Genomic DNA, 25,428 nt, shown 5'->3' with positions numbered 1-25,428 from the left:
TCTGTTCTATCCCCGCGTCTTCTTTGAACTTTTTCTATGCGCTGTCTATGCTCTATGGATGGCTGCGTCACAAGACAAGCTGGGATGAGCGCCTGTCTGGTTTGCGACAGGTCTGCCAATAAGGAAATGTCATGAACCTGAAGAAGCATTGCATACTACTGGGTTTTGCTCTGGTTTCTCTTTCTGGATCAGCGCTGGCGGCAGAATCGCTGTGTCAGCAGAAAGAGCGCGATATTCAACACGAAATTAACGTGGCGCGACAACATGATAATCAGCGACGGGTTAACGGCCTGGAGCGGGCATTAACAGAGGCTCGCGCCGATTGCACCGACGGGAAGCTGAAAGCGGCACAGCAGGAAAGAATTAAAGCCCAGCAGCAGAAAGTTGCTGAGCGCGAGCACGAGCTAAAGGAAGAGCGGCAGAAAGGCGATGAAAAGGAGAAGATCGCAAAACGCGAACGGAAGCTTGAGGAAGCACGCCAGGAGCTGAAGAAGTTACAGGCGGAGCCCTATTAATTCAGATTCAACTTACTGATGTAAAAAGGAGTATTTCATGTCTAAAGACACATCATCGGAACATTTGCGCGCTGAACTGAAAAACCTGGCAGATACCCTGGAAGAGGTTCTCAGCAGCTCCACAGAAAAATCAAAAGGCGAGCTGGATAAGCTGCGTCAAAAAGCGCGCGTAGCGCTGGAGAATTCCCGTGAGCGTCTGGGCGAATCAGGTGAACGTCTGGCTCAGAGCACCCGTGAAGCGGCTGCAAAAGCTGACGATTATGTCCGTGAGAATCCCTGGCACGGCGTGGGCATCGGTGCTGCTATCGGTGTGGTTCTGGGCGTACTGATTTCGCGACGTTAATTATGGCCGATACTCAGCAAAGCCAGGGCCCAGGCAAAGGGGTCATAAATATTGGTCAGCGTATCGTTACTACGCTGGTCAGTATGGTTGAAACGCGCGTGCGACTGGCGGTGGTCGAGCTGGAAGCAGAAAAAGCCAACCTGATTCAGATGTTGATCATGATTGGCCTCACGATGCTGTTTACTGCGTTCGGATTGATGAGCCTGATGGTGCTGGTTATCTGGGCAGTGGATGCGCAATATCGTCTGATGGCGATTGGCATTACCACTGCGGTGCTGTTTGTGCTGGCGTTGATTTTTGGTCTCTGGACGCTGAAAAAATCGCGTCAGTCCACCTTGTTGCACCACACGCGTAAAGAGCTGGAGACGGATCGCAAGATTATGGAGGAACGCCATCCATGAGCCGACGGCAGCGTGAAGCGCGCATACATGACCTTCTCAATGAAGTGCAGCAGCAGCGCCTGGATCTCAGCGCGGCGAAGCGCGACTGGCTGCTGGGTACAGCACAGTACGATCGTGGCTGGCTCACGCTGTTAAGTCTGCGTCGCTATCTGGCTATCGGCAGCAGCGCGCTGGCGATCTGGTCGGTACGCAATCCCAACTTCCTGATGCGTTGGGCCAAGCGTGGCTTTGGGTTCTGGAGCACCTGGCGTTTGATTAAGTCTACGCTCTCCACGCGTTAAGTTTCTCTCTCAAGCCGGTCCGTCTGGTCCGGCTTTCGCTTCGTCAATATTCCTGAATAACTTCGACAGTTTATCTTGCTTACAACCTTCTCAGACCGCGCTTATTATCTTTAGCCATCAGCCCAAAGAACTGCAGAAGCGCATCTCGATGGGGTTTATTGAGCCCGGCGATTACGCCGCCTACAGAGAAACGGTTGGAGTTAACCATGAAAAAATTCGAAAGTACTGGTCTGTTGCTGGCACGCATCCTGATGCCAATCCTCTTTATCAGCGCGGGCTGGGGCAAAATCAATGGCTACAGCGGCACACAGCAGTATATGGAATCAATGGGCGTGCCGGGCTTTTTCCTGCCGCTGGTTATCCTGCTGGAATTTGGCGGCGGTCTGGCCATCCTGTTCGGTTTCCTGACCCGTTTTACCGCGCTGTTTACCGCAGTCTTTACCGTACTGACCGCTTTTATGTTCCACAGCAACTTTGCTGAAGGCGTGAACCAGATGATGTTTATGAAGAACCTGTCGATTGCCGGCGGCTTCCTGGTTCTGGGTCTGGTGGGTCCGGGCGCTTATAGCATTGATCGCCTGCTGAGCAAAAAGTCGCTGGCGGCCACCGTAGCCCGTTAATTAAAGGGTGCGATGCGCAATACAGCATCCTGTAAAATCACAGATATACTCATCAGGGCGAGGATTTTCCTCGCCCCATTTTTTTGGAGGCCATATGGGGCAATTGATTGAGGGTGTCTGGCATGATACCTGGTACGACACAAAATCGACCGGCGGCCGCTTTAAACGTTCCGAGTCAGTCTGGCGTAACTGGATTACCGCTGACGGCAGCGCCGGTCCCGGCGGAAAAGCCGGATTCGCGGCGGAGCGCGATCGCTATCATCTTTACGTCTCGCTGGCCTGCCCGTGGGCGCATCGCACGCTGCTGATGCGAAAACTGAAAGGTCTGGAGGAGATGATCCCGGTCTCGGTAGTGCACCCATTGATGCTGGAAAACGGCTGGACCTTTGACGACGATTTTTCCGGCGCTACCGGCGACAGGCTCTACCAGAACGAATTTCTTTATCAACTCTATCTGCATGCGGATGCGCACTACAGCGGACGCGTCACTGTTCCGGTGTTATGGGACAAAAAGCAGAACACCATCGTCAGCAATGAATCAGCCGATATTATGCGCATGTTTAACAGCGCTTTTGACGCGCTGGGCGCGCGTGCCGGCGATTACTATCCGCTGGCGCTGCGTGAAAAAATCGATGAGCTGAACGGCTGGATTTACGACACGGTAAATAACGGCGTTTATAAAGCGGGTTTTGCCACCTCGCAGGCGGCCTATGATGAAGCGGTAACTGCGCTGTTTCATTCCCTGTCGCGTCTGGAACAGATTCTGGGCCAGCATCGTTATCTTACCGGCAATCAACTGACCGAAGCGGATTTACGCCTCTGGACGACGCTGGTGCGTTTCGATCCTGTGTACGTTACCCACTTTAAATGCGACCGTCATCGTATCGGCGACTATCTGAATCTGAACGGTTTTCTGCGGGATATTTATCAGATGCCCGGCATTGCCGAGACGGTAAATCTGGCGCAGATTCGTCATCATTATTACTGCAGCCATAAAACCATCAATCCGAACGGCGTGATTTCACTCGGCCCTGCATTTGACTGGGATGAGCCGCACGGTCGTGATGAGCGCTTTCGTTAAATAAACAGACTGCTATATACGACCGAAAGCAAAAACCCCGCCGAAGCGGGGTTTTTAAAGAAGTCGAAGCTGACCGTTAAGCCGGGTTCTGTCGTGGACAGTCATTCATCTAGGCCAGCAATCGCTCACTGGCTCAAGCGGCCTACCCGGGTTCAGTACGGGCCGTACCTTGTGAACCCCTATTTGGCCTTGCTCCGGGTGGAGTTTACCGTGCCACGAACTGTTGCCAGCCGTGCGGTGCGCTCTTACCGCACCCTTTCACCCTTACCTGATCCCATTACTGGGCCATCGGCGGTTTGCTCTCTGTTGCACTGGTCGTAGGCTTGCGCCCCCCAGGCGTTACCTGGCACCCTGCCCTATGGAGCCCGGACTTTCCTCCCCTCTGCCCGTCTCCCCCCAAAAGAGGACGACGACAAAGCGGCGACTGTCTGGTCAGCTTCGGCGCGGGATAATAGGGCATTCAACGCCGTTTGTCACGCCTCTTGCTGATCAAGCGCAAAACGGTAGAGCGCATTTTTCTTCACGCCGTGAATCTCTGCGGTCAGCGCCGCCGCTTTTTTTAACGGTAGCTCTTTTTGCAGCAACGCCAGCGTACGCAGCGCCTCAGCGGGCAACGCCTCTTCATCCGCTTTGTGCCCTTCCACAATCAGCACCATTTCGCCTTTGCGTCGATTCTCATCCTCTTTCACCCAAGCCAACAGCTCGCCGACCGGCGCGCCATAAATCGATTCCCAGGTTTTGGTGATTTCACGCGCCAGCACCACATAGCGATCCGCGCCCAGCTCGCTCGCCATATCTTGCAAACTGTCGAGCAGGCGATGGGTCGATTCATAGAAAATCAGTGTGCGCGGCTCATCAACCAAAGCACGCAGCGTATCGCAGCGCGCTTTGCTTTTCGCAGGCAGAAATCCTTCGTAACAGAATCGATCGGACGGCAATCCCGCTGCGCTTAATGCTGTAATGGCGGCGCAAGCGCCGGGCAACGGCACCACGCGAACGCCCGCCTCGCGACAGCGGCGCACCAGATGATAGCCGGGATCGTTGATCAGCGGCGTGCCGGCATCGGAGACCAGCGCGATGCTCTGCCCTTCCTGCAGCTTCGCCAGCAGCTGCTCGGCTTTTTGCTGTTCATTGTGGTCGTGAAGTGCGAAGAGTCGCGCATTGATGGCGAAATGTTGTAGCAACAGCCCGGTATGACGTGTATCTTCCGCTGCGACCAGATCGACGCTTGAGAGCACCGTCAGCGCCCGCTGGGTGATATCGCCCAGATTACCGATCGGTGTAGGTACGATATAGAGCGTGCTGGCAGAAATCTCTGTCCGATCGAGTTGTTTCATTGTTTCATCCGAATTGCCGATTTAATATTGAGCATCTTGAAAAAAACATCACTGGATACAGTATGCTTCCTTCAAAATTTGTTCGTCATAAAGCAGGACGCTTCGTCCCTGTTCTTCTCGCTGGGCTGATTTTAGCCGCCTGTACCGGTCAGGGCCCACAAACTTCAAACGTGAACATTCAGGGACCTGCCACCGGCACGTCCGACTATTATCTGCAGCAGGTGCAGCAAAGCAGCGATGATAGCAAGACCGACTGGCAATTACTTGCTATCCGTGCCCTGATGAAGGAAGGAAAGTACCCGCAGGCCAGCCAGCAGCTGAGCCAGCTGCCGCAGCAGCTCTCCTCAACCCAGAAGCAGGAGCTGCAATTGCTGAATGCCCAGCTGCGTCTGAGCAATCAGGATTACAACGGCGCGCAACAGCTGTTGGGCAAGGTGGATGCCGACGCGCTGTCGAAAGATCAGCAGGCTCGCTACTATGGGCTGCAAATCGCCGCGATGCAAAGCCGCCCTTCGCTGCCGCTGCTGCGTGCTTATATCGCCCAGGAGCCGCTGTTGCAGGGGGACGATCACCAGAAAAATATCGATGCGACCTGGCAGGCGCTGCTGCAAATGCCACAGGATCAGGTCAATAACCTGGTGATCAATGCAGATGAAAATACGCTGCAGGGCTGGCTCGATCTGCTGGGCGTTTACCGCGCCAATAGCAGCGCGCCTGAGACGCTGAAATCAGCGATCAAGGACTGGCAAACGCGCTATCCGCAAAACCCCGCCGCGAAATCGCTGCCCACCGCGCTTAGCCAGATACAGAATTACACTCAGGCCTCGACCAGCACCATTGCGCTGCTACTGCCCACCAGCGGCCAGGCGCAGGTTTTTGCCAGCGCCATTCAGCGCGGTTTTAACGATGCGAAAAACGGCGTGCTGAATCCTGCGCCGCCGCCCGCCGCGCCTCAGCCTGACGCTGCCGCTGCGCCGTCGCCGGATCAGCAGCTTGCCGATAGCGGGAATGCGAACTCGGTGGTCAGCCCGGCTGCTGCTGCCAGTACGCCGCCCGTTCAGCCAGAAACGCAGCCCGCCGTAGACAACGCCAGCGCCGCGCCAGCCGCTACGGCGCAGGTCAAAGTCTACGACACCAGCTCGCAGCCAATTCAGCAGGTGATGCAGCAGGCGCAGCAGGATGGCGCCACGCTGGTGGTCGGCCCGCTGTTGAAAAGCAACGTCGAGCAGGTGGCGAACAGCCAGACGCCGCTTAATGTTCTGGCGCTCAACGAGCCGGGGCAGATCCAGAACCATCCGAATCTTTGTTATTTTGCGCTTTCTCCTGAAGACGAAGCGCGTGATGCCGCGCACCATATTTGGGAACAGGGCAAACGTCAGCCGCTGCTGCTGGTGCCGCGCAACTCGTTGGGCGACCGCGTAAGCAAAGCCTTTGCGCAGGAGTGGCAGACACTGGGCGGCGCTACGGTGTTGCAGCAGCAGTTTGGTTCAGTCGATGAACTCAAGCAGGGCATCAACAGCGGCGCAGGCATCTCGCTGAGCGGCACGCCGCTGACGGTGCAACCGGCAGAGCCGCAGGGCATATCGGTTGCTGGTCTGACGATTCCGGCTCCGCAGGAGAGCACGCCGGTTTCCGCCGCCCCGCAAGGCAACCCGGATGCGGTGTATATCGTCTCAACGCAGGATGAGCTTCAGCTGATCAAGCCGATGATCGCCATGCGCACCGGCAGCCGCAGCGGCATTGCGCTTTATGCCAGCTCGCGCAGCTTCCAGGCTGGCGCCGGCCCGGACTTCCGCCTGGAGATGGATGGCCTGCAGTTCAGCGATATTCCGCTGCTCTCCGGCGCCAATCCGGCGCTGATGCAGCAGGCGGCAAGGACGTTTAACAATGATTATTCGCTGGTTCGTCTCTATGCGATGGGCATTGACGCCTGGACGCTGGCGAATCACTTTAATCAGATGCGCCAGATGCCGGGTTTCGCCATTGATGGCAATACCGGCAAGCTGAGCGCGAATCAGGACTGCGTGATCAACAGGAAGTTGGCATGGAACCAGTATCAACAGGGACAAATCGTTCCGGTTCCCTGAACCGGCAGCGGATCGGCGCTGAGCAGGAGCTTCTGGCCCGCCGTTATCTGGAGCGGGCCGGCCTGAAATGGGTAGCCGGCAACGTGCGCTTTCGCGGCGGTGAGATTGACCTCATTATGCGCGACGCCGAATGTTGGGTCTTTGTCGAGGTTCGCTATCGCCGCGATGCGCGCTTTGGCGGCGCGCTCGCCAGCGTGACGCGGCAGAAACAGCAAAAATTGCTGCGCGCCGCCGCGCTCTGGCTGGTGACGCGCGGCGGCAGTTTCGATACGGTAGACTGCCGTTTTGACATCATCGCCATTACCGGTGAACAACTGGAGTGGCTGCCCGATGCCTTTAATGCAGACGTTTAGAACCAGGTGGTAGTGTGCAGGACAGAATCAAAGCATGGTTTACAGAGAGTATTCAAACCCAGATTGCAGCGGCGGAAGCGCTGCCTGATGCCATTTCACGCGCCGCGATGACACTGGTGCAATCTCTGTTGAACGGCAACAAAATCCTCAGCTGCGGCAATGGCGCCTCGGCCGCCAACGCGCAGCATTTTGCTGCCAGCATGATTAACCGTTTCGAGACCGAGCGTCCCAGCCTGCCCGCGCTGTCGCTCAGCGCCGATAACGTCATGCTGACGGCCATCAGCAACGATCGTCTGCATGATGAAATCTACGCCAAGCAGGTGCGCGCCATCGGACAGGCAGGCGACGTGCTGCTGGCGATTTCAACCCGCGGCAACACGCGCGACATCATCAAAGCGGTTGAAGCTGCCGTCACGCGCGACATGACCATCGTTGCCCTTACGGGCCACGATGGCGGCGAGCTTGCCGGATTACTGGGTCCGCACGATGTCGAGATCAGAATCCCTTCGCACCGCAGCGCGCGTATTCACGAGATGCATATGCTGACGCTGAATTGCCTGTGCGATCTGATTGATAACACCTTGTTTCCCCACCAGGAATAACTGAAGGAGCAAAAATGAAAGCATTGAATGCTATAGCCTGCGTTTTCGCTGTGCTGATGTTACAGGGTTGTGCCGCCGTGGTTGTGGGCAGCGCAGCGGTCGCGACCAAAAGCGCCACCGATCCGCGTACCGTGGGCACCCAGGTTGATGACGGCACGCTGGAGCTGCGCGTCAGCAACGCGCTGGCGAAAGATCAGCAGATCAAAAACGATGCGCATATCGTGGCAACCGCTTATCAGGGCAAAGTTATGCTGACCGGCCAGGCACCGAGCAGCGACGTGGCCAGCCGCGCGAAACAGATCGCTGTCGGCGTGGACGGCGCTACCGAGGTGTATAACGAAATCCGCGTGGGAGCCAAAGTGAGCCTTGGCACTTCCTCCTCCGATACCTGGATCACCACCAAAATTCGTTCGCAGCTGCTGGGCAGCGATCAGGTGAAATCCTCTAACGTGAAGGTCACGACGGAAAACGGCGAGGTATTCCTGCTGGGATTGGTTACGCCGCAGGAAGCGCAGGCGGCGGCGGATCTCGCCAGCCGGGTTAGCGGCGTGAAGCATGTCACCACCGCTTTTACCATTCTGAAATAAGCGTAGCGGGCGGCTCTGGCCGCCCTTTTTTATACCGGAATATCCACCACCAGCGCACGCAGCGGCGTTTTTGCCGTCAACCGCACTTGCCGCTCATCTTTAAGAAACGCCCCGTCGCCGCATCCCAGCTTCTCCTGATGTTCGCTGCTGCTCACCGCCTCCAGCGAACCGTGTATTGATTGCAGGTAAGCGCGCGGTCCCTTTAACGTCAGCGTATGGCTTTCGCCCGGCGCCAGCATCACCTGATGGATCCAGACCTGTTGACGCAGTTGCAGGCTGCCCTGTGCGCCGTCGGGCGATGCCAGCAGCAGACTGGTCTGGTTATCCCCCAGCGCGATCTTTTGCAGCAGCGGATTCTCCTGAGTTGGGCAGGCTGCCAGCCAGAGCTGCATGCGGGTTAATGGGCGATCTTTACTGAGATTGATTTCGCTATAGCTGACGCCCTGCTGGGTCGAGAGCAGCAGCGCTTCACCGTTACGGGCGATAATATGATTCCCTTCGCTGTCACGGTACTCCGCTTCGCCCTGAAGAATAATGTTCAAAATATCGACATTCGGATAAGTGCGCGGCTGAAACGCCGCGCCCGGCGCCAACACTTCCTGGTTCAGGACGCGCAGAGAGGCATATCCCATCAGTTCAGGATCGAAATAGTGGCCAAAAGAGAAACTGTAGCGCGCCTGCAACCAGCCAAAATCGGCCTGGCCACATGCCTGCGCGCTGCGTGTCGTAATCATTGCTTTACCTCCACATAGCTGACGGCTGACTTCGGCCGCAGTCTCATAGTTATTAATGGTAAAGAGCTGGACGCCGGATTGTTAGCCAGTTAATCTGCCGGGCATGTTCAAATTTCCTGAAAGAGAAATCACATGGCAAAAGAGCGCGCCTTAACCCTTGAAGCCTTACGTGTAATGGACGCTATCGATCGGCGCGGCAGTTTTGCCGCCGCGGCTGATGAACTGGGTCGCGTACCTTCCGCGCTCAGCTATACGATGCAAAAACTGGAAGAGGAACTGGACGTGGTCCTGTTCGATCGCTCCGGCCATCGTACCAAGTTTACCAACGTTGGCCGCATGCTTCTGGAACGCGGACGCGTTTTGCTGGAGGCAGCGGACAAGCTGACGACCGATGCCGAAGCGCTGGCGCGCGGTTGGGAGACGCATTTAACCATCGTGACCGAAGCGCTGGTGCCCACCGAGCGGCTATTTCCGCTGGTGGGGAAGTTGGCGGAGAAAGCCAATACGCAGATTTCCCTGGTGACCGAAGTGCTGGCAGGCGCCTGGGAGCGACTGGAACAGGGACGGGCGGATATCGTGATTGCCCCCGATATGCATTTTCGCGCTTCTACCGAGATTAATACGCGCAAGCTTTACAGCATGATGAGCGTGTATGTCGCCAGCCCGGACCACCCGATTCATAACGAGCCTGAACCCTTGTCGGAGGTGACGCGCGTGAAGTATCGCGGCATCGCCGTTGCCGATACTGCCCGCGAGCGTCCGGTGCTGACGGTTCAGCTGCTGGACAAGCAGCAGCGCCTGACGGTGAGTTCGATGCATGATAAACGTCTCGCCCTGCTCGCCGGGATGGGCGTCGCAACGATGCCTTATCCACTGATAGAGAAAGATATTGCCGAAGGGCGGCTGCGCGTCGTGAGCGCCGAGTATACGCATGAGGTAGACATTATCATGGCCTGGCGTCGCGATAGCATGGGCGAAGCGAAAGCCTGGTGTCTGCGGGAGATTCCGCGCCTACTGGCTAAAAAATCATAGTTCGGGGTGCGGTCTGCTGATCGGAAACGCGCCGGCGTTTCGGGGCGGGTGTGCGGTCCGCCAGCCGCCCCTTCTCTATAATCGACTCAGGCAATCTATTGCCACCGCCTTGAAACTGGCGAAATCTTTGCTGTCGCGCAAACGCATCATCGCCCTTTCACGCATAAAGGTGACAAACAGATCGTAAATCGCCATCGCCTCTTCATATTCGCTTTTGCTGATCGCCAGAAGAAAAATCACGTATGCCGTATCGTCTCCCCAGGGAATGCCTTGCGGCGCCAGCACGGTATACACCACCGTTTTCCTTGCCAGCAGGCCCAGCGAGTGCGGCAGCGCGATCCCCTCTCCCAGCATGGTGCTGACAATCGCCTCGCGCTCCTCCACGGAAGGATAAAACGCGGCATCAACATAGCCTTCTTTCTCAAGCCGATCGCACAGGTGGCGAAACAACTGTGATTGCGACATCGGCTGGTTCACAATCAGAAAGTGCTGAGCGTCGAAATACTTTTCCAGCATATAGGGCCGCGTACGATCCACCAGTACCAGCTTGCCAATCTGCTCCAGCTGAAATTTGCCAGGAAATGGCGACATCACCACCACCGGCTTCTCTTTCTCCGTCAAACGCGTGGTGGAGATAACAAAATCTTCATCGATACGCGTACGCGCCTCATAGTCGCGTTGCGACAACCGCGCCGTCACCTGCAGCTGCGGATATTTACGCAGCAGCATCGCTTCAATCATACGTAATGTGGAGTTGCCGCTGTCGCAAACCAGCAGTACCCGAGGATGACGCTGATAGCCCACGTCATAGTGACGCTCCAGCCCTACGCCGATATGCAGTACCAGAAAACCGATCTCGTTTTCGCTGATGACGTAAGGGGTATATTTTCCCCAACTGGTTACGGCAGCCAGCGTCACGTCATAAGCCATCGGATAGTGCTGCTTGATGTTGGCCAGTAGCGGATTGGGAATATGAATCTGGTAACGCACGCGGGTGATCATGGTTTTGATATGCGTCAGCAGGTCGGCGCGCAGCTGCTCATCTTCCTGCAAATTGTAGTTGTAGTGCGTGTTGATATAGCTGAGCAGATACTTTACCAGCGCATCGGCATCATCCGCATTAATCGCGCTGGGGGCGATCTCCTGAATACGTCGCGCGGCAATGTTCACGCCTAACCAGTTCTCCTCGGCAGAAGAGATCGGTTTGCCCACCAGCGGCCGCAGCAGGTTCACCAACTGCCGGGCCGCCTCGCGCACCTCAGCATCCACTTCCCCTTCCCCTTCCCCCGGATCGTTAAGAGGATAGCCTTCGCTGATACGCCGCACGGCGACCGCGCAATAAATACGTAAATAGCGCTCGCCCTCATCGCTCAGGCGAATATTGTGACGGGCGAAACAGTGCTGCAACAGCGGCTGTAGCGTGTGCAAAATGCCGCTGTTAAGCGCTTCGATAGTCAGTAATGGACTGTCGGCGTTCTCTTGATCAATCTGCCACAGCAGGTCGGTCAGCGCCGTACGAATCGCCACCTCGCCACCGAACAGCTTCATGCCATAGCGCGGCTTGGTTTCAATAGTCAGATGATAACGACCCAGCCATTCGCGCACCTCGGCCATATCATTTTGCAGCGTGGCGCGGCTGACAAACCACTCTTCCGCCAGATCCTCCAGCTTGAGTGAGAAGGCTGAAGTCAGAAAGCGCGTCAGCAGATAACGCACCCGCTCCGGCGAGGTGCGGGGTACGCGCAGCGGTAAAGGCGACTGCGCCTGCAAATGATGAAAACGCACCGCATCCTCAATCCGCAGCTGATACCCTTCGCCACGGTTTAGCACGAACTGCGCGCCATGTTCCGCCAGCAACGCGTTCAGCGCCGTGATATCGGCGCGTACGGTGCGGGTTGAAACGGCAAAACGACGCGCCAGCTCATCCTGCGGCAGGGTTTCGTTTTGCAGTGCGTCAAAAAGTGGCGCAAGGCGTTGATTGGGAAATCTCACGGTGCGTTACCTGTTGCGGTTAATGATTGGCCTTCCCGGATAAATGCTCCGGACCCGTGGCCCGTCAGTTATACCAGCAGGGTTTTCGTTATTGCCAGTAGCTGACGCACATCTTCCACGCGCGTATCGCCACTGGCCTTATCGATAATCGAGCTGTAAATATGAGGAATAATTTTACTGACGCCCGACTCCAGCGCGATCCTGACGATGGTCGCGTAGTTATCCAGATCGATGCCGCCGGTCGGCTCCAGCCAGAAATCATGCCGCGCGCAGGCCTCTGCTACCGCGCGATATTCATCAACGGATTGCAGGCCGCCCATCGGGAAATATTTCACCGAGCTACCGCCCATGTCTTTCAACAGCGCAATGGCGCTGTCGACAGGCACGATGGCATCGGCGCCCTGCGAGCTGAGCGGCCCGGTGGAGATTTTGACTTTGCCTGGCGTGCCGGTGGGCGAAATCAGACCATTGACCACCGTTTGCGACTGTCCCAGCAGCGCGCGGCTGGTGGCGACGCCGGTAAAGACCTGGTTGACGTGCTGCGGCTGAATGGCGGCGGCGATTTCGCTCACCATCGCGGACTGATTGGGATCGCCCGCTCCCAGCCCCACGGAGAGAGCATTATCGATCAGCTGCGCATAGTCGCGCATATCGGCAATCGCCGCTTCGCTGCTGGCATAGTTTTTCGACAGCACGCCAACCAGTACGTGGCCTTCCGCCGCCTGCCAGACGGCGCGCGCATTGGCTTTTGATCCCGCCAGCACATTGAGGCAAAGGCGATCCTGATAAAAATTTGGCGTCAGCGTCATGCGTTTTTTTCTCCGTTTAACAGCGCCTGAACAGAAGTGAAAATGGTATGGAGTTGCTCAGGCGTCACGCTGCGCACGTCCACCTCGATAATGCCCTCATTGGCTTTGTAGCCGCGAAAATAGATGGCGATAGCGCCGTTTTTCAGCGCCTGCACCAGATCGCCGGTGCGCTGGCCGATTGCCGCCTCGTCAAATTTGATCTCGGTACGGGCGATATCGCGTCCGGCTGCATCCCACACCACGCGCGCGCTGACCCCATGCAGGGTGTTCAGGCTGTTGATAAAGGGCGTCATCTTCTCCACCATCTGCGCGCCGCTGATTTTCGCCTGCGTCAGATAGTTTTCGATCGCCTGCGTCAGGCCAAGAATTCCCTCTTTGCCCACTTTCATGGCGCGACCAATGCCGCCTGACTGGCGTTTCACCCACGCCACATGCTGCTGCTTGCCAATCACCAGCCCGCTGGTCGGCCCCTCAATCGCCTTCGCGCCGCTGTAGATAACCAGATCGGCACCGGCCTGGTAGTAACACTGCAAATCTTCTTCCGCGGCGGCATCAACAATCAGCGGCACGCCGTGCTGACGCGCAACCGCCGCGGCCTGCTCTACGCTGAGGTGGCTTTTCTGCACGCAGTGATGCGATTTCACATAGAGGATGGCGGCCGTCTGCGGCGTAATGGCGGCCGCCAGCTGTTCCGGCGAACATTCGTTGCTGTAGCCCGCCTCAACCAGACGCCCGCCGCCCAGCGTCACCATGGTGCCTACCGGTGCGCCAAAATTGACGTTATGCCCTTTCGGCAGCACGATATCGTGCGGCACACTGAGCGGCGCGGCATGCAGATTTTCCAGCAGCCAGTGGTTATCTTTCACGATGGTGGCCGCCACGCACTGCGCAATGCCTGCCGAGGCGCAGGAAACCACCAGCGCATCTTCCACTCCGAGCAGACCGGCAATATAAGCGCCGGTTTTGTTCACCAGATCCTTTATTTCGAAGTAGTGATTAAGACCATATCCGACGGTTTCCACCACGTCGGCGGCGGGCGTTGAAACGCCCAGAATGGTCATGCGGCCCGACGCGTTGATGACCTGTTTCAGGCCATATTTTTCATAAAGCGAAGACATGATTGGTTTTCCCTTCATCGGTCAGATGCCACTGGCCCGCCACCATGGCGGCCAGCGGCACCAACTGTTTCTCACCCTCGACCCGTTCGCCTTCAGAATCAGCGAATGAGCAAGGTTCTTCTTTGATGGTAAAAAGAGTCAGGTCGGCGTCGCAGCCCACCTCAAGACGCCCTTTCTGCGCCAAACGCAGGCCGTCGGCAGCTTTCCAGGTGACGCAGTCGATAATCTGCGGCAGCGTCATACCCACGCTGAAGAACTTCGACATAACGTGCGCCAGATGATGCACCGGCCCGTTAAGGCGGTTGCGGCAGTAGATATCTGAGCTGATGGTGTCGGGCAGAATGCTCTGCGCGATGGCCGCACGCGCCACTTCAAAGCTGAAGCTGGCGCTGCCGTGGCCGACATCCAGCCGCACGCCGCGCAGCAAGGCCTGCTTCACCGCCGCGCGCAGTTCGCCCTGCGGCGTCAGAATGCGGTTGGGCTTGCCGTTATAGCAGTGAGTAATGATGTCGCCGGAGGTGAGCAGATCGGCAATCTCATCCAGGTTGGGCGGGTTGTTGCCGATGTGCACCATCAGCGGCAGCCCGCCCACTGCTTTTTGAATCGATTTGGCTTTAACCAAAGGTTGAATGCCGTTCTGCCCGACCACGCTGCTGCTCATACGCGCCTTCAGGCCAACAATAAAGTCGGGCCGACGCGCCACCGCTTTTTCCACCGCATCCGCGTCGATTTGCGTCATATCGGCCAGTTCGTTCTGGGTGACGATGCCGGTGCGGGCAATATTGATCAGCGCATAAACCTGCGTCGTGGCGGGGCGCGTCAGCCGGTAAAAATCATCGATATGATCGGCGCCGGTACTGCCCGCATCGATGACGGTGGTAACGCCGGTGCTGACGCCGATGCGATCTGCCTCGTCATGGTAGATCGGCGATTTGGGGTAGCAATGAACATGAGAATCGATCCAACCCGCGCTCAGATAGAACCGCCCGGCCAGATCCTGTTCGCTTTTTGCCTCGCCCTGCACGCTGCCCAGCGCAGCGATTTTGCCGTCGCGCACAGCGATATCCACCAGCCGCTCATCGGCAAGCCGCGCACGACGAATAATCAGATCGAACATAAAGGCTCCTTAAGCGCGGCCCTTTTTCCGGGCCGCGGGCAAATCAGATCGCGACCGGATAAATGGCGCCGAGGATCATCGCGCCGAGAATGGCACCGCCGGTAATCGGCTTATTCCACAGATAAAACAGCAGAGCGCCTGCCAGCGAACCCAGTCCAATCGGAATGGAAGCCGCCATCGCAGAGAGGATAATCAGCGGCCCCAGGAAGCGGCCTGAGGCGTTGCCTGCTCCCATCATCACGTCCGCGCCGTAGGTGGAATCGCTCTGGTTGATAGTGAACTTACGCGCCAGGATAATGATGTAACCGATAGCCACGCCGATAATCAGGCCGGTCGCCAGCGATGCGGCAAAATTAGCCACCGGAAAGACGATACCGGCGCCGAGCAGCAGCGCCGGAACGCCGAGACCGACGCCGGTCTGGATCGCGCCGCCGATATCGAGAATGCCCACCAGCGAACCTTCAATGATGCGCGCAAAAAGGAAGCTGGCGCCGAAGGCCGCTACCGCGCCATACACCCCGGTTTCCATGCCGGAGCGCAGCATCGAGACGAAGGCGACTTCGTTAAAGGCGCCAATGCCGTAGAGGTAATACATATGGGTTCCGGCAAAAACGCCGGATGAAAGCAGGCCGACAAAAATGGGAAATGACCAGTCGGCATACCAGAAGCTTTTGGTTTCGTTCATGGTAAGCGCCTCTTATTTGCCGCTCAGGGAGTTATGGATCGTATCGAGCCAGCCGGGAATGCCGAGCTGGAAGGATTGCAGCATTTTCATGTCGAAGCCGCGGAAGAAACCGCTCAGGACAAACAGCAGTACGATTGCGGTCATCATCACTTTGGTGACACGATGCCAGCCGCTCTCCTCTACTCCTTTACCGATCAGAATGCCCAGCACCAGACCCGGCACGGCGTTACCCATGATCAGCTGCGCCAGGCCGCCAAAGATGGTGGCCCAGAAACCCGATCTTTTCCCGGCGTCGATAGCCGCCAGCCAGAAAATCACCGGCATTACCGTGTTCACCAGCAGGTTTGCGGCAGGCACTAACACTTTTACCGCTGTTACCTGCAACGCGGCCGGTACTGCGGAAGCGGTTGAGTTAAGAAAAGCGACAACAATCATGCCGATAAGGCCACAAGCGATCGCCATCTTTTTCGGGTCGTGCAGCGTTTCCGCCAGGTTGCGGTTTTTTACCATCAGCGCAGCCGCGCCCCAGTTAGGGATGATGCGGTGATCGACATCCTGCGTGAAGGAGCCTGCCGCAACGGAAGAAGCCCAGGCATTGAAAAAGAAGCCGAGACCAAAGGAGAAGTGCGAGGCGGGATCGCCCTCACAGGAGTTGAGCTCGCCAAGCGTACGAAACGCGCCCATGCCCTGGGTAGTGGGCGCGTGAAACATGCGAGCCGCACCGGCTCCCACACCCACACCCACTAATCCTCCGATGATTAATGACTTAAACAAAATTATTAAAAACATATTTTTACCTTTGTTTTTCGTCTGTTGTTATTAAGTGGCCGTGGTAAAGGTCACTTTTTCGCTGTCGATTACGCTGACGCTGACGGTAATTTCCAGCTCAACGCTGTAGCTCCGTCGTTGGCGCGCCAGAAAGAAAAAGAGAAATTTTTCCGTCCGAACGCTCTCCTGCGCGCGCAGCACCTGCACATCCTGAGGTTCAATGCGCAGCAGGATTTTTTGAGTGGATCGCAACACCTGGCTTTGTACCTGGCTCAGCGCATCGGCGAACGCTTTTGCTTTGCTGTCGCCTTTGCCTTGTACCCTGACCTGGGTGATGTATTGCTCTTTCATACTCAACTGCCGTGCTTCTTGTTCCAGGCCTGTACCAGCCTTTCGCCCAGCTCTTCTTTATCCATAAAGCCAAAGCCCAGCACCGTGGCGCCTTCGTTAATCGCCGTCACGCCTTCGTCGATGGAGCGCATACCGTGCTTCGCCTTGTAGCCATATTTGTTCTGCGCGGTGATGGCGCCAGCGCCGCCGCTGCCGCAAAAGGAGATGCCGAAATCGGCATTTTCCGCCTTCATCACGTCGCCCAGCTTCATATCTGCCGCCACGCCCGGCACCACGACGGCGCGCCCGCCCGCTTTCTCTATGCCCGCGGCAACTTTCTGCCCTTTACCTAAACGATCGCCAATCACTACGGTTACCATGGGGTTTTCCTCGATTTTGATAAAACTTAAGTAAAATTTTCTCGTTGGATCAGTTTGCGCGCGCCACTTCGATATGGACGGAGAGTAGCCACGCCTCCTCTTTAGGCAGGTTGCCAAACAGATCCACTATCTGCTGCGCCAGCCGCATCGTTTCCGGGGAAATATCCTCAAACAGCGATTCATCCACCTCCGGCAGCAGCTCGCCGGTTAACGAGCGCGACGCCATGGCGCGCACATGCGAAAACAGCATTTGTTCCTGTACGGCATCAGGATGAATATCATGGCGCGCATAGACTGCTTTGATTTGCGCCATTGCCTTTTCCGTCAGAGCCTGAATGTTATCCGGTGTTGTCTGGTTAACCGGAACTGTATGACTACTCACCTTGCTACTCCTGTTTTACACCGGACAAATGTGCTTAATTCGCGTCGAAAATAAATTACGCTTTTGTCGGCGGTATGTGGAGAGGCAACATTTCCAGATAAAAGTGGAAATCGAGCGGAAAGTTGTGCGTCAGATCGCAGGATGCACGAAGTATGCGAAGTCACCTTTCAGGTGATTTTTTATTGCAAAATCAAAGAAAAAATCAGGAGAGCGATGCGCAAAAAAGCGTATTGTGCAGCAGCAAAAAAGGTTTAGCTGCCAGAAGATAAGAAAAAGCAATGACCAGGCTGCCTGGATAACAGACAAAAAAAGGCAGCCACCTGGGCTGCCTGTTTACATCTGATGCTTTACTGACCGGCGATTTTCATTTCCGGCAGCAGCACGGAACCGCACTGAATATTGCTGCGCGTTTCAATATCGTCGCCCAGCGTCACCATGTTACGCCACATATCTTTCAGGTTGCCGGCAATGGTGATCTCACTGACCGGGTACTGGATTTCGCCATTTTCAACCCAGAATCCTGCCGCACCGCGCGAGTAATCGCCGGTAATGGCGCTGACGCCCTGCCCCATCAGTTCGGTAACGACCAGACCTGTACCCATCTGCTTCAGCAGATCGTCAAAGCTGTGTCCCTGCCCGGCGATGCGCCAGTTGTGAATGCCGCCAGCGTGTCCGGTGCTTTGCAGGCCCAGCTTGCGCGCCGCATAGCTGGTCATCAGCCAGGTTTGCAGCACGCCATCTTTAATGATGGCGCGCTCCTGGGTGCGCACGCCTTCGCTGTCAAACGGCGTGGAGGCCAGACCTTTTAACAGATGCGGCTTCTCTTCAATCGTCAGCCACTCCGGCAGGATCTGCTGACCCAGCGCATCGAGCAGGAAGGTTGATTTACGGTAAACGCTGCTGCCGCTGATCGCGCCAACCAGATGACCAAACAGGCCGGTCGCCACCTCTGGCGCGAAGATTACCGGCGCTTTCATGGTAGAGAGCTTGCGCGGCGCCAGGCGTGACAGCGTGCGGCGCGCGCATTCGGCGCCGACCCACTCCGGGCTTTGCAGATCGTCAATGGCGCGACCAATGGTATAGGCGTAATCACGCTCCATATTGCCATCCTGCTCGGCGATGACGCAGCTTGAGATAGAGTGGCGGCTGGAGCAGTAGCTTTGCAGCATTCCGTGGGTGTTGCCAAATACCTTGATGCCGACGTGGCTGTTAAAGCTGCCGCCTTCGGTGTTGGTAATGCGCTTGTCCGCCTGCAGCGAAGCCTGCTCGGCACGGGCCGCCAGCTCAATAGCGCGATCGGCGTCGATCTCCCAGGGATGATAAAGATCGAGATCGGGCGCCTCAAATGCCAGCAGCTCCGCATCGGCCATCCCGGCAAAGGGATCCGGCGAGGTGTAGCGGGCGATATCGATCGCCGCCTGTACGGTACGCCTGATGGCGTCTGGCGTAAGGTCGGTGGAGGAGGCGCTGCCCTTACGGTTTTGGTGATAAACGGTGATGCCCAGCGCGCCATCGCTGTTGAATTCAACGTTTTCCACTTCGCCATAGCGGGTGCTGACGCCGATGCCGGTGGTTTTACTGACTGCCACTTCTGCACCGTCGGTGCTGGCTTTGGCCAGCTCAAGCGCCTGCGCGACTGCCTGCTCCAACACTTTACGTTGTTCTGCAACCTGAGTAGATACGTTCATCGACCTGCCGTCTAATCTTAGGAATGAATGCTCTGAGTCTATCAGACTCAGAGAACAATTTCGCAGTCGTCCGATAAACTGGTAGGATTAGCCTCTTTTTTTGGGAGCCAAGAGATGACTAAACAGCCCGAAGACTGGCTCGACGATGTGCCGGATAATCAGGAAGAAGAAGACGAAGAGATTATCTGGGTCAGTAAGAGCGAAATCAAACGCGACGCCGAAGAGCTGAAACGCCTTGGGTTGGAGCTGGTTGAGCTGGGGAAAAACTCGCTGGATCGCATTCCGCTCGACGAACAATTGCGCGCAGAGATCGAACTGGCGCAGCGAATTAAAAAAGAGGGTCGCCGCCGTCAGCTGCAGCTGATCGGCAAGCTGTTGCGCGCCCGTGACGTGGAGCCGATCCGTCTTGCGCTCGACAAGCTGAAAAATCGTCATAATCAGCAGGTTGCGCTTTTCCACAAGCTGGAGTCGTTGCGCGACCGTCTGATTGAGCAGGGCGACGATGCGATGGCGGAGGTGATTGCGCTTTATCCGCAGGCGGATCGCCAGCAGCTACGCAGCATGATCCGTAACGCGCAGAAAGAGAAAGCGGGCAACAAGCCGCCAAAAACCTCACGTCAGATTTTCCAGTATTTGCGGGAGCTGGCGGAGGCCTGAGGGAATAGCAAGAGAGGTGAAACGCGCCAGCGCGTTTCACCTCCCCGGCCTGATGTCTCAGGCCCCCAACCTCTCCAGTAACTTCTGATGAATGCCGCCAAAGCCGCCGTTGCTCATCACCAGAATCGAATCGCCCGGCTGGGCAACTTTTGCCACCATCTCCACCAGCGTATCGATATCAGCGCTCCAGTGGGCAGGCTGCATACAGGCTTCAGCAACATCAGAAACTTGCCACGGGATATGGTGCGGCTGGAAAAGAAACACTTCGTCGGCACGCGCCAGTGAAGGCGCCAACTCGTTTTTATTCACGCCCATCTTCATGGTGTTGGAACGCGGTTCCAGCACCGCCAGAATGCGGGCAGTGCCGCCCACCTTGCTGCGTAAGGCGGAAAGCGTGGCGAGAATCGCAGTGGGATGATGCGCGAAATCATCATACAACTTAATGTTATTCACGGTTCCGCGCAGCTCCAGACGGCGTCTGGCATTGATGAAATCGTTCAGCGCCGTACCGGCATCCTCCGGCTTCACGCCAACGTGACGGGCTGCCGCTATCGCCATCAGGCCATTATGCATATTATGCTCGCCTACCAGCGCCCAGCTCACCTCGGCCGCCTTTTCGCCATCAAGCCATGCTTCCCAGCGTGAGGCGTCCGGCGTCAGCTTTTTCGCCTGCCAGCGACCGCCGTCGCCCACGCTCTCATGCTCGCTCCAGCAGCCCATCGCCATCACCTGCTTCAGATTACTGTCGTGCTCCGGCAGCAGAATTTTCCCCTGCCCAGGCACGATGCGCACCAAATGATGGAACTGCTTCTGAATAGCGCGCAGATCGTCAAAAATATCGGCGTGGTCGAACTCCAGATTATTGAGGATCAGCGTGCGCGGCGCGTAATGAACAAACTTGGAACGCTTATCAAAAAACGCACAGTCGTACTCATCAGCTTCAATCACGAAGAATGGACTTTTTCCTAATTTTGCCGATACGTCGAAATTTCCCGGAACGCCGCCGATAACAAAGCCCGGTTCAAGGCCGCAGGCCTCAAGAATCCACGCCGCCATGCCTGCCGTGGTGGTTTTTCCGTGCGTGCCCGCCACCGCCAGCACCCAACGATCGCGCAGAACAAAATCATGCAGCCATTGCGGGCCGGAAAGATAAGGAATGTTGCGTTCCAGTACGACTTCCACACAGGGATTGCCGCGCGTCATGGCATTGCCGATGATCACCAGATCCGGTGCGGGATCGAGCTGACTGGCATCATAACCTTCAGTTAATTCAATGCCTTGCTGCTCGAGCAGCGTGCTCATCGGCGGGTAAACATTGGCATCCGAGCCGGTAACTTCGTGGCCCAGCGAGCGTGCCAGCATCGCCAGTCCGCCCATAAATGTGCCGCAAATCCCAAGGATGTGAATACGCATAAAGAGATCCATTACTCAAAAGTTCGGCGCACAGTGTAACCCCGCGCGCAGACGGAAGAAACGGATTAGGCCTATGGTTTTTGAAGTTCATTCGGCTAAACTGCGTACCATACGTTGGCGGTTTGTTAACGAGCTGCCAGTCCATCGTTGATTCAGGGAATGTGTTATGAAAACGTTAGGCGAATTTATCGTCGAGAAGCAACACGACTTTCCTCACGCTACAGGTGAGCTGACGGCGTTGATTTCAGCCATTAAACTGGGCGCCAAAATTATCCATCGCGATATCAACAAAGCGGGCCTGGTAGATATCCTTGGCGCCAGCGGCGTAGAGAATATTCAGGGTGAACAGCAGATGAAACTGGATCTGTTCGCCAACGAGAAGTTAAAGGCTGCGCTAAAAGCACGCGGCATTGTCGCCGGTATCGCTTCAGAAGAAGAAGATGAATTTGTGATCTTCGAAGGCGTGGAAAACGGTAAATATGTCGTGCTGATGGATCCGCTTGATGGCTCTTCTAACATCGATGTTAACGTGTCGGTGGGAACGATTTTCTCTATTTATCGTCGTGTGACGCCGCCCGGTACGCCGGTTACCGAAGCTGACTTTATGCAGCCGGGCAGTCAACAGGTTGCCGCCGGTTACGTGGTTTACGGTTCCTCAACCATGCTGGTTTATACCACCGGTTGCGGTGTACACGCCTTTACCTACGATCCTTCGCTTGGCGTATTCTGCCTGAGCCAGGAGCGCATGACCTTCCCGGAGAAGGGCTACACCTATTCTATCAACGAAGGCAACTATATTCGTTTCCCGCAGGGCGTGAAGAAATATATCAAGTTCTGCCAGGAAGAGGACATGGCGACCCATCGTCCTTATACCTCACGCTATATCGGTTCGCTGGTGGCTGATTTCCACCGCAACCTGTTGAAAGGCGGCATTTACCTTTATCCCAGCACTGCCAGCCACCCTAAAGGCAAGCTGCGTTTGCTGTATGAGTGCAACCCGATGGCGTTCCTGGCCGAACAGGCGGGCGGCAAAGCGAGCGATGGCGAGAAACGTATTCTCGATATTCAGCCGGAAACCCTGCATGAGCGCTGCCCGTTCTTTGTAGGCAACGAAGATATGGTCAATGACGTAGAACGCTTTATTCGCGAATATCCTGATAACCATCAGGGCTAAGCGGCGAGAAAGAACAGGGGCGCGAGCGATCGCGCCCTTTTTTGTTACGCCGCGCTGACACGAAACAGTGACATGGTTTCCTGTAACTGACGCGACTGCATTTCCAGCGACTGCGTCGCCGCCGTTGCCTGTTCTACCAGCGTCGCATTCTGCTGCGCCACTTCATCCATCTGCGTCACCGCCTGATTAACCTGTTCGATACCACGGCTCTGCTCGCCGGTGGCGATGGAGATCTCTTTCATTAATGCCGTGACGCGCATCACCTCAGTGGAGATTTCATCCATGGTCTCGCCAGCGCGTGTCGCCATTTCACTGCCCTCTTTCACCCGCGTTTGCGATTCGGCGATCAGCGCGCGAATCTCTTTCGCCGCATTGGCGCTGCGCTGGGCCAGATTGCGCACTTCGCTGGCGACCACCGCGAACCCGCGCCCTTGCTCACCGGCACGCGCCGCCTCGACCGAGGCGTTCAACGCCAGAATATTGGTCTGGAAGGCGATGCCGTCAATCACGCTGAGAATGTCGCCGATACGATTTGAGCTGCTGGTGATCTCCTGCATTTTCTCCATCACATAGCTCACGACTTCCGCGCCGCGATCGGCGGTGTCGGAAACGCTGTTCGCCAGCTGATGTGCCTGCTGCGCGCTGGCGGCATTCAGACGCACCGTCGCGGTGAGCTGCTCCATGCTGGCGGCAGTCTGTTCCAGCGAAGCTGCCGACTCCTCAGTACGCTGCGACAGGTTGATATTGCCGGCGGCCAATTCGCGGCTGCCGATATCAATTTGCAGGCTCGCCTCGCGTACCTGGCTCACCGAGTCGCGCAACGCCTGCTGCATACCAGCCAGCGCCTGGTTCACCCGGCCAAACTCATTGTTGCCTGCGGGCGGCAGCGGCTGTGACAGATCGCCGGTCGCCACCTGCTCAAGATGCCAGATCGCTTTGTCGAGCGGCTTCAGCATCATGCGCTGTAGGATCTGCCAGGCAAGCGCAATCAGCAGCACGGTAAGCACGCCGGCCACGGCAATCAGGATTTTCATTAATGATTCATTGCGCGCCGCCTGCGCCAGCTGGTCATCCGACCCCCTGTTGGCGTACTGGCTGAAATCGTTAACCGCTTTGGCGTAATTGTCGGCGAGCTGAGAAAGATTGCCCTCCAGCACGGTGTAATACTCATCGGTGTACTGCTTCTGCAACGCCTCCATCATCGGCGTGATGCCTTGTTTGACATACGCGCCGTAACTCGCCGCCACCGCATCCGCCAGCGCTTTGCCTCTGGCCGTCACCGTACCGGCATCGATAAAGCGTTTTAGCTGCTGCTGCGACGCCGCGACGTCAGCCGAGGCCTGTTTCGCCACTGCGGTGCCGTCGTCCAGCAGGCCAATTTCGATTTTTCGTACCGCCAGCGCCGCCGTTGCCCTGGCGCGCATCAAATTGCTGTTGCTTTGATAAAGATTGTTAAGCTCAATGCCCTGAACACGGTTGATCACATCCAGCGATCGGTTCCCTTTGTTAATCGCCACAATTCCCATAAAGCTCACTGCCAGTAGCAGCAGCGTCATACATCCCAGCAGTACCAATAATCCTGTGCGTATTGAGAGATTTTTCAGCATGATATTTTCCGTTAGCGTGAAAAAGGCAAAAATCCAGTATCCCTGAAACGGTCAAGTTATCGGCAGCTACAGCACAAACTTTACCCGTCAGTAATTTCTGACAGTTTAACGTTGCGTCTGGCGGAGGGATTGTTGATAAATGAAGGCGATAGCCGTTATTGCTGCGCTATTGTTCGCCGCGTTAGCCTGTTGTTGACGCGTAATTTTTCGTACAGGGAAATATTATGGCTGCCTACGCCTCCACGCTGATCCTCGTCGCACTTGCCGTACTGAGTTATTTCGTCCACAACAACGCCGTCACTATTTCCATCGTGGTCCTGCTGCTGATTAAAATTACCCCGCTGGCCCAGTTCTTTCCCTATGTAGAAAAACAGGGCATTACCGTGGGGGTGATTCTGCTGACGATTGCGGTGATGGCACCGCTGGCCAGCGGCTCGATGCCCGCCTCGGCCCTGCTGAAATCGTTCACCGACTGGAAATCGCTGCTGGCGATTGCGGTGGGAATATTTGTCACCTGGCTGGGAGGACGCGGCGTGAATCTGATGAACGCGCAGCCCTCGGTGATTGGCGGCCTGCTGGTCGGCACCATTATTGGCGTCGCGCTGTTTCGCGGCATCCCGGTCGGCCCGCTGATCGCAGCCGGCATCGTATCGCTGTTTGTGACGCAAAAATAGCGGCCCTGGAGCAGTCCGAAAGGCCAAAAAGGGGGCATACTTTCAGAGTCAGTTGGCTATAATAGCCGTCACTCAACACACGACTAGTGAAGGAATAACAGATGAGTTTGAACCAGGTGCCTGCAGGTAAAGAGCTGCCGGAAGATATCTACGTCATCATTGAGATCCCGGCCAATGCCGATCCAATTAAATATGAAGTGGATAAAGAGTCTGGCGCCCTGTTTGTAGACCGCTTTATGTCTACCGCCATGTTCTATCCGTGCAACTACGGCTACATCAACAACACCCTCTCTCTGGATGGCGATCCGGTTGATGTGCTGGTGCCGACCCCGTACCCGCTGCAGCCGGGTTCCGTGGTTCGCTGTCGTCCGGTTGGCGTGCTGAAAATGACCGACGAGTCTGGCGAAGACGCTAAAGTCGTTGCCGTACCGCACACCAAACTCTCTAAAGAGTACGATCACATCAACGATGTGAACGACCTGCCGGAACTGCTGCGTGCGCAGATCACCCATTTCTTTGAGCATTATAAAGATCTGGAAAAAGGCAAATGGGTGAAAGTAGACGGCTGGGAAAATGCCGAAGCCGCGAAAGCCGAGATCGTCGCCTCTTTCGAGCGCGCGCAGAAGAAGTAATTCTTGCCGCTATGCGCATAAAAAAACAC

General features: G+C 56.4%; 29 protein-coding genes and 1 other RNA gene. 15 read left to right on the top strand and 15 right to left on the bottom strand.

Annotated elements, in window-relative coordinates:
* The first annotated feature begins 131 nt into the window (after positions 1 to 131).
* The 6 genes from ABU178_RS14195 (at position 132) to ABU178_RS14170 (ending at position 3,241) form a co-directional block, all read left to right on the top strand.
* Positions 132 to 515 (top strand): DUF1090 domain-containing protein, encoded by a 384-nt coding sequence (locus ABU178_RS14195; RefSeq protein WP_397216018.1) that lies wholly within the window; start codon positions 132 to 134, stop codon positions 513 to 515.
* A gap of 37 nt (positions 516 to 552) precedes the next feature.
* Positions 553 to 858 carry a YqjD family protein gene (locus ABU178_RS14190; protein ID WP_397216016.1) on the top strand — a complete coding sequence of 102 codons (306 nt, stop codon included), beginning with the start codon at positions 553 to 555 and terminating at the stop codon, positions 856 to 858.
* A gap of 2 nt (positions 859 to 860) precedes the next feature.
* Positions 861 to 1,259, top strand: a complete 399-nt coding sequence (locus tag ABU178_RS14185; RefSeq protein ID WP_397216014.1) for a phage holin family protein — start codon at positions 861 to 863, stop codon at positions 1,257 to 1,259.
* Positions 1,256 to 1,540 carry a YqjK-like family protein gene (locus tag ABU178_RS14180; protein WP_397216012.1) on the top strand — a complete coding sequence of 95 codons (285 nt, stop codon included), beginning with the start codon at positions 1,256 to 1,258 and terminating at the stop codon, positions 1,538 to 1,540. Before ABU178_RS14185 ends, ABU178_RS14180 begins: the two co-directional genes overlap by 4 nt.
* Before the next feature lie 206 nt (positions 1,541 to 1,746).
* Positions 1,747 to 2,160 (top strand): DoxX family protein, encoded by a 414-nt coding sequence (locus tag ABU178_RS14175; protein WP_397216010.1) that lies wholly within the window; start codon positions 1,747 to 1,749, stop codon positions 2,158 to 2,160.
* Positions 2,161 to 2,254: 94 nt separating this feature from the next.
* Positions 2,255 to 3,241 carry a glutathione S-transferase family protein gene (locus ABU178_RS14170; protein WP_397216009.1) on the top strand — a complete coding sequence of 329 codons (987 nt, stop codon included), beginning with the start codon at positions 2,255 to 2,257 and terminating at the stop codon, positions 3,239 to 3,241.
* Positions 3,242 to 3,302: 61 nt separating this feature from the next.
* On the opposite strand, the gene rnpB is transcribed toward ABU178_RS14170, so the two are convergent.
* Together rnpB and rsmI are read right to left on the bottom strand one after the other, a co-directional pair.
* Positions 3,303 to 3,681, bottom strand: an RNA gene (rnpB, locus tag ABU178_RS14165) — RNase P RNA component class A.
* Positions 3,682 to 3,714: 33 nt separating this feature from the next.
* Complete coding sequence (gene rsmI / locus ABU178_RS14160; RefSeq protein ID WP_397216007.1) at positions 3,715 to 4,578, bottom strand: 16S rRNA (cytidine(1402)-2'-O)-methyltransferase; 864 nt, start codon at positions 4,576 to 4,578, stop codon at positions 3,715 to 3,717.
* Positions 4,579 to 4,640: 62 nt separating this feature from the next.
* Between rsmI and ABU178_RS14155 the strand changes: the two genes are divergently transcribed.
* Genes ABU178_RS14155 through dolP form a run of 4 tightly spaced genes read left to right on the top strand, consistent with a single transcriptional unit; the run spans position 4,641 to position 8,207 of the window.
* Positions 4,641 to 6,665, top strand: a complete 2,025-nt coding sequence (locus ABU178_RS14155; RefSeq protein WP_397216005.1) for a penicillin-binding protein activator — start codon at positions 4,641 to 4,643, stop codon at positions 6,663 to 6,665.
* The gene (locus tag ABU178_RS14150) at positions 6,623 to 7,018 is read left to right on the top strand and encodes a YraN family protein (protein WP_397216003.1); all 396 of its coding nucleotides are present in this window, start codon (positions 6,623 to 6,625) and stop codon (positions 7,016 to 7,018) included. The genes ABU178_RS14155 and ABU178_RS14150 overlap by 43 nt, the downstream gene beginning before the upstream one ends.
* A gap of 14 nt (positions 7,019 to 7,032) precedes the next feature.
* Complete coding sequence (gene diaA / locus ABU178_RS14145) at positions 7,033 to 7,620, top strand: DnaA initiator-associating protein DiaA (protein ID WP_397216001.1); 588 nt, start codon at positions 7,033 to 7,035, stop codon at positions 7,618 to 7,620.
* 14 nt (positions 7,621 to 7,634) lie between these two features.
* On the top strand, positions 7,635 to 8,207 hold the full coding sequence (gene dolP, locus ABU178_RS14140; RefSeq protein WP_397215999.1) for a division/outer membrane stress-associated lipid-binding lipoprotein: 573 nt from the start codon (positions 7,635 to 7,637) through the stop codon (positions 8,205 to 8,207).
* Positions 8,208 to 8,236: 29 nt separating this feature from the next.
* On the opposite strand, the gene ABU178_RS14135 is transcribed toward dolP, so the two are convergent.
* Entirely contained in the window at positions 8,237 to 8,941 is a 705-nt protein-coding gene (locus tag ABU178_RS14135; protein ID WP_397215997.1) for a pirin family protein, read from the bottom strand.
* 132 nt (positions 8,942 to 9,073) lie between these two features.
* On the opposite strand from ABU178_RS14135, the gene ABU178_RS14130 reads away from it, so the two are divergent.
* Positions 9,074 to 9,973 (top strand): LysR family transcriptional regulator, encoded by a 900-nt coding sequence (locus tag ABU178_RS14130; protein WP_397215996.1) that lies wholly within the window; start codon positions 9,074 to 9,076, stop codon positions 9,971 to 9,973.
* Positions 9,974 to 10,048: 75 nt separating this feature from the next.
* Here the strand turns inward: ABU178_RS14130 and ABU178_RS14125 are convergent, their stop codons facing one another.
* The 10 genes from ABU178_RS14125 to pmbA form a co-directional block, all read right to left on the bottom strand.
* Complete coding sequence (locus ABU178_RS14125; RefSeq protein WP_397215994.1) at positions 10,049 to 11,965, bottom strand: BglG family transcription antiterminator; 1,917 nt, start codon at positions 11,963 to 11,965, stop codon at positions 10,049 to 10,051.
* 68 nt (positions 11,966 to 12,033) lie between these two features.
* A complete protein-coding gene (dagF, locus tag ABU178_RS14120) occupies positions 12,034 to 12,774 on the bottom strand; it encodes a 2-dehydro-3-deoxy-phosphogluconate aldolase (RefSeq protein WP_397215992.1) in 741 nt (246 codons plus the stop codon).
* A complete protein-coding gene (locus ABU178_RS14115) occupies positions 12,771 to 13,892 on the bottom strand; it encodes a DgaE family pyridoxal phosphate-dependent ammonia lyase (RefSeq protein ID WP_397215990.1) in 1,122 nt (373 codons plus the stop codon). The genes dagF and ABU178_RS14115 overlap by 4 nt, the downstream gene beginning before the upstream one ends.
* Positions 13,876 to 15,009 carry an amidohydrolase/deacetylase family metallohydrolase gene (locus tag ABU178_RS14110; RefSeq protein WP_397215988.1) on the bottom strand — a complete coding sequence of 378 codons (1,134 nt, stop codon included), beginning with the start codon at positions 15,007 to 15,009 and terminating at the stop codon, positions 13,876 to 13,878. The genes ABU178_RS14115 and ABU178_RS14110 overlap by 17 nt, the downstream gene beginning before the upstream one ends.
* A gap of 43 nt (positions 15,010 to 15,052) precedes the next feature.
* Positions 15,053 to 15,694 carry a DUF4310 family protein gene (locus tag ABU178_RS14105; RefSeq protein WP_397215986.1) on the bottom strand — a complete coding sequence of 214 codons (642 nt, stop codon included), beginning with the start codon at positions 15,692 to 15,694 and terminating at the stop codon, positions 15,053 to 15,055.
* 12 nt (positions 15,695 to 15,706) lie between these two features.
* Positions 15,707 to 16,483 (bottom strand): DUF4311 domain-containing protein, encoded by a 777-nt coding sequence (locus tag ABU178_RS14100; protein ID WP_397215984.1) that lies wholly within the window; start codon positions 16,481 to 16,483, stop codon positions 15,707 to 15,709.
* Between the two features lie 30 nt (positions 16,484 to 16,513).
* Entirely contained in the window at positions 16,514 to 16,813 is a 300-nt protein-coding gene (locus ABU178_RS14095; protein ID WP_397215982.1) for a DUF4312 family protein, read from the bottom strand.
* 2 nt (positions 16,814 to 16,815) lie between these two features.
* Complete coding sequence (locus tag ABU178_RS14090; RefSeq protein WP_009087404.1) at positions 16,816 to 17,172, bottom strand: SFCGS family glycine-rich protein; 357 nt, start codon at positions 17,170 to 17,172, stop codon at positions 16,816 to 16,818.
* 49 nt (positions 17,173 to 17,221) lie between these two features.
* Positions 17,222 to 17,554, bottom strand: coding sequence for a glycine dehydrogenase (locus ABU178_RS14085; protein ID WP_397215980.1), 333 nt, complete (start codon positions 17,552 to 17,554; stop codon positions 17,222 to 17,224).
* A 347-nt stretch (positions 17,555 to 17,901) separates the two neighbouring features.
* Entirely contained in the window at positions 17,902 to 19,242 is a 1,341-nt protein-coding gene (pmbA, locus tag ABU178_RS14080) for a metalloprotease PmbA (protein ID WP_397215979.1), read from the bottom strand.
* 114 nt (positions 19,243 to 19,356) lie between these two features.
* On the opposite strand from pmbA, the gene yjgA reads away from it, so the two are divergent.
* On the top strand, positions 19,357 to 19,899 hold the full coding sequence (gene yjgA, locus ABU178_RS14075; protein ID WP_397215977.1) for a ribosome biogenesis factor YjgA: 543 nt from the start codon (positions 19,357 to 19,359) through the stop codon (positions 19,897 to 19,899).
* Between the two features lie 57 nt (positions 19,900 to 19,956).
* Here the strand turns inward: yjgA and mpl are convergent, their stop codons facing one another.
* Positions 19,957 to 21,312 carry a UDP-N-acetylmuramate:L-alanyl-gamma-D-glutamyl-meso-diaminopimelate ligase gene (gene mpl / locus ABU178_RS14070; protein ID WP_397215975.1) on the bottom strand — a complete coding sequence of 452 codons (1,356 nt, stop codon included), beginning with the start codon at positions 21,310 to 21,312 and terminating at the stop codon, positions 19,957 to 19,959.
* A gap of 166 nt (positions 21,313 to 21,478) precedes the next feature.
* Between mpl and fbp the strand changes: the two genes are divergently transcribed.
* Entirely contained in the window at positions 21,479 to 22,486 is a 1,008-nt protein-coding gene (gene fbp / locus ABU178_RS14065) for a class 1 fructose-bisphosphatase (protein ID WP_397215973.1), read from the top strand.
* A gap of 44 nt (positions 22,487 to 22,530) precedes the next feature.
* On the opposite strand, the gene ABU178_RS14060 is transcribed toward fbp, so the two are convergent.
* Entirely contained in the window at positions 22,531 to 24,090 is a 1,560-nt protein-coding gene (locus ABU178_RS14060; RefSeq protein ID WP_397216669.1) for a methyl-accepting chemotaxis protein, read from the bottom strand.
* Positions 24,091 to 24,317: 227 nt separating this feature from the next.
* On the opposite strand from ABU178_RS14060, the gene ABU178_RS14055 reads away from it, so the two are divergent.
* Both ABU178_RS14055 and ppa read left to right on the top strand, forming a co-directional pair.
* Positions 24,318 to 24,767, top strand: coding sequence for a DUF441 domain-containing protein (locus ABU178_RS14055; protein WP_397215972.1), 450 nt, complete (start codon positions 24,318 to 24,320; stop codon positions 24,765 to 24,767).
* Between the two features lie 101 nt (positions 24,768 to 24,868).
* On the top strand, positions 24,869 to 25,399 hold the full coding sequence (ppa, locus tag ABU178_RS14050) for an inorganic diphosphatase (RefSeq protein WP_397215970.1): 531 nt from the start codon (positions 24,869 to 24,871) through the stop codon (positions 25,397 to 25,399).
* Positions 25,400 to 25,428: the final 29 nt, after the last annotated feature.

Source organism: Pantoea osteomyelitidis (genome assembly GCF_044342975.1).
In the GTDB taxonomy this organism is placed as follows: Bacteria; Pseudomonadota; Gammaproteobacteria; order Enterobacterales; family Enterobacteriaceae; genus Pantoea; species Pantoea osteomyelitidis.
This window is presented reverse-complemented; position numbering and strand designations above follow the sequence as displayed.

Bases quoted from the DNA above. Each gene is read 5' to 3' on its own strand.
- pmbA (WP_397215979.1), bottom strand. From the start codon at position 19,242: ATGAACGTATCTACTCAGGTTGCAGAACAACGTAAAGTGTTGGAGCAG.
- ABU178_RS14105 (WP_397215986.1), bottom strand. From the start codon at position 15,694: ATGAACGAAACCAAAAGCTTCTGGTATGCCGACTGGTCATTTCCCATT.
- ABU178_RS14115 (WP_397215990.1), bottom strand. From the start codon at position 13,892: ATGTCTTCGCTTTATGAAAAATATGGCCTGAAACAGGTCATCAACGCG.
- mpl (WP_397215975.1), bottom strand. From the start codon at position 21,312: ATGCGTATTCACATCCTTGGGATTTGCGGCACATTTATGGGCGGACTG.
- dagF (WP_397215992.1), bottom strand. From the start codon at position 12,774: ATGACGCTGACGCCAAATTTTTATCAGGATCGCCTTTGCCTCAATGTG.
- ABU178_RS14110 (WP_397215988.1), bottom strand. From the start codon at position 15,009: ATGTTCGATCTGATTATTCGTCGTGCGCGGCTTGCCGATGAGCGGCTG.
- ABU178_RS14170 (WP_397216009.1), top strand. From the start codon at position 2,255: ATGGGGCAATTGATTGAGGGTGTCTGGCATGATACCTGGTACGACACA.
- ABU178_RS14135 (WP_397215997.1), bottom strand. From the start codon at position 8,941: ATGATTACGACACGCAGCGCGCAGGCATGTGGCCAGGCCGATTTTGGC.
- yjgA (WP_397215977.1), top strand. From the start codon at position 19,357: ATGACTAAACAGCCCGAAGACTGGCTCGACGATGTGCCGGATAATCAG.
- ABU178_RS14055 (WP_397215972.1), top strand. From the start codon at position 24,318: ATGGCTGCCTACGCCTCCACGCTGATCCTCGTCGCACTTGCCGTACTG.
- ABU178_RS14180 (WP_397216012.1), top strand. From the start codon at position 1,256: ATGAGCCGACGGCAGCGTGAAGCGCGCATACATGACCTTCTCAATGAA.
- ABU178_RS14130 (WP_397215996.1), top strand. From the start codon at position 9,074: ATGGCAAAAGAGCGCGCCTTAACCCTTGAAGCCTTACGTGTAATGGAC.
- ppa (WP_397215970.1), top strand. From the start codon at position 24,869: ATGAGTTTGAACCAGGTGCCTGCAGGTAAAGAGCTGCCGGAAGATATC.
- ABU178_RS14195 (WP_397216018.1), top strand. From the start codon at position 132: ATGAACCTGAAGAAGCATTGCATACTACTGGGTTTTGCTCTGGTTTCT.
- ABU178_RS14190 (WP_397216016.1), top strand. From the start codon at position 553: ATGTCTAAAGACACATCATCGGAACATTTGCGCGCTGAACTGAAAAAC.
- dolP (WP_397215999.1), top strand. From the start codon at position 7,635: ATGAAAGCATTGAATGCTATAGCCTGCGTTTTCGCTGTGCTGATGTTA.
- rsmI (WP_397216007.1), bottom strand. From the start codon at position 4,578: ATGAAACAACTCGATCGGACAGAGATTTCTGCCAGCACGCTCTATATC.
- ABU178_RS14185 (WP_397216014.1), top strand. From the start codon at position 861: ATGGCCGATACTCAGCAAAGCCAGGGCCCAGGCAAAGGGGTCATAAAT.
- ABU178_RS14100 (WP_397215984.1), bottom strand. From the start codon at position 16,483: ATGTTTTTAATAATTTTGTTTAAGTCATTAATCATCGGAGGATTAGTG.
- ABU178_RS14155 (WP_397216005.1), top strand. From the start codon at position 4,641: ATGCTTCCTTCAAAATTTGTTCGTCATAAAGCAGGACGCTTCGTCCCT.
- ABU178_RS14095 (WP_397215982.1), bottom strand. From the start codon at position 16,813: ATGAAAGAGCAATACATCACCCAGGTCAGGGTACAAGGCAAAGGCGAC.
- ABU178_RS14150 (WP_397216003.1), top strand. From the start codon at position 6,623: ATGGAACCAGTATCAACAGGGACAAATCGTTCCGGTTCCCTGAACCGG.
- ABU178_RS14090 (WP_009087404.1), bottom strand. From the start codon at position 17,172: ATGGTAACCGTAGTGATTGGCGATCGTTTAGGTAAAGGGCAGAAAGTT.
- ABU178_RS14175 (WP_397216010.1), top strand. From the start codon at position 1,747: ATGAAAAAATTCGAAAGTACTGGTCTGTTGCTGGCACGCATCCTGATG.
- fbp (WP_397215973.1), top strand. From the start codon at position 21,479: ATGAAAACGTTAGGCGAATTTATCGTCGAGAAGCAACACGACTTTCCT.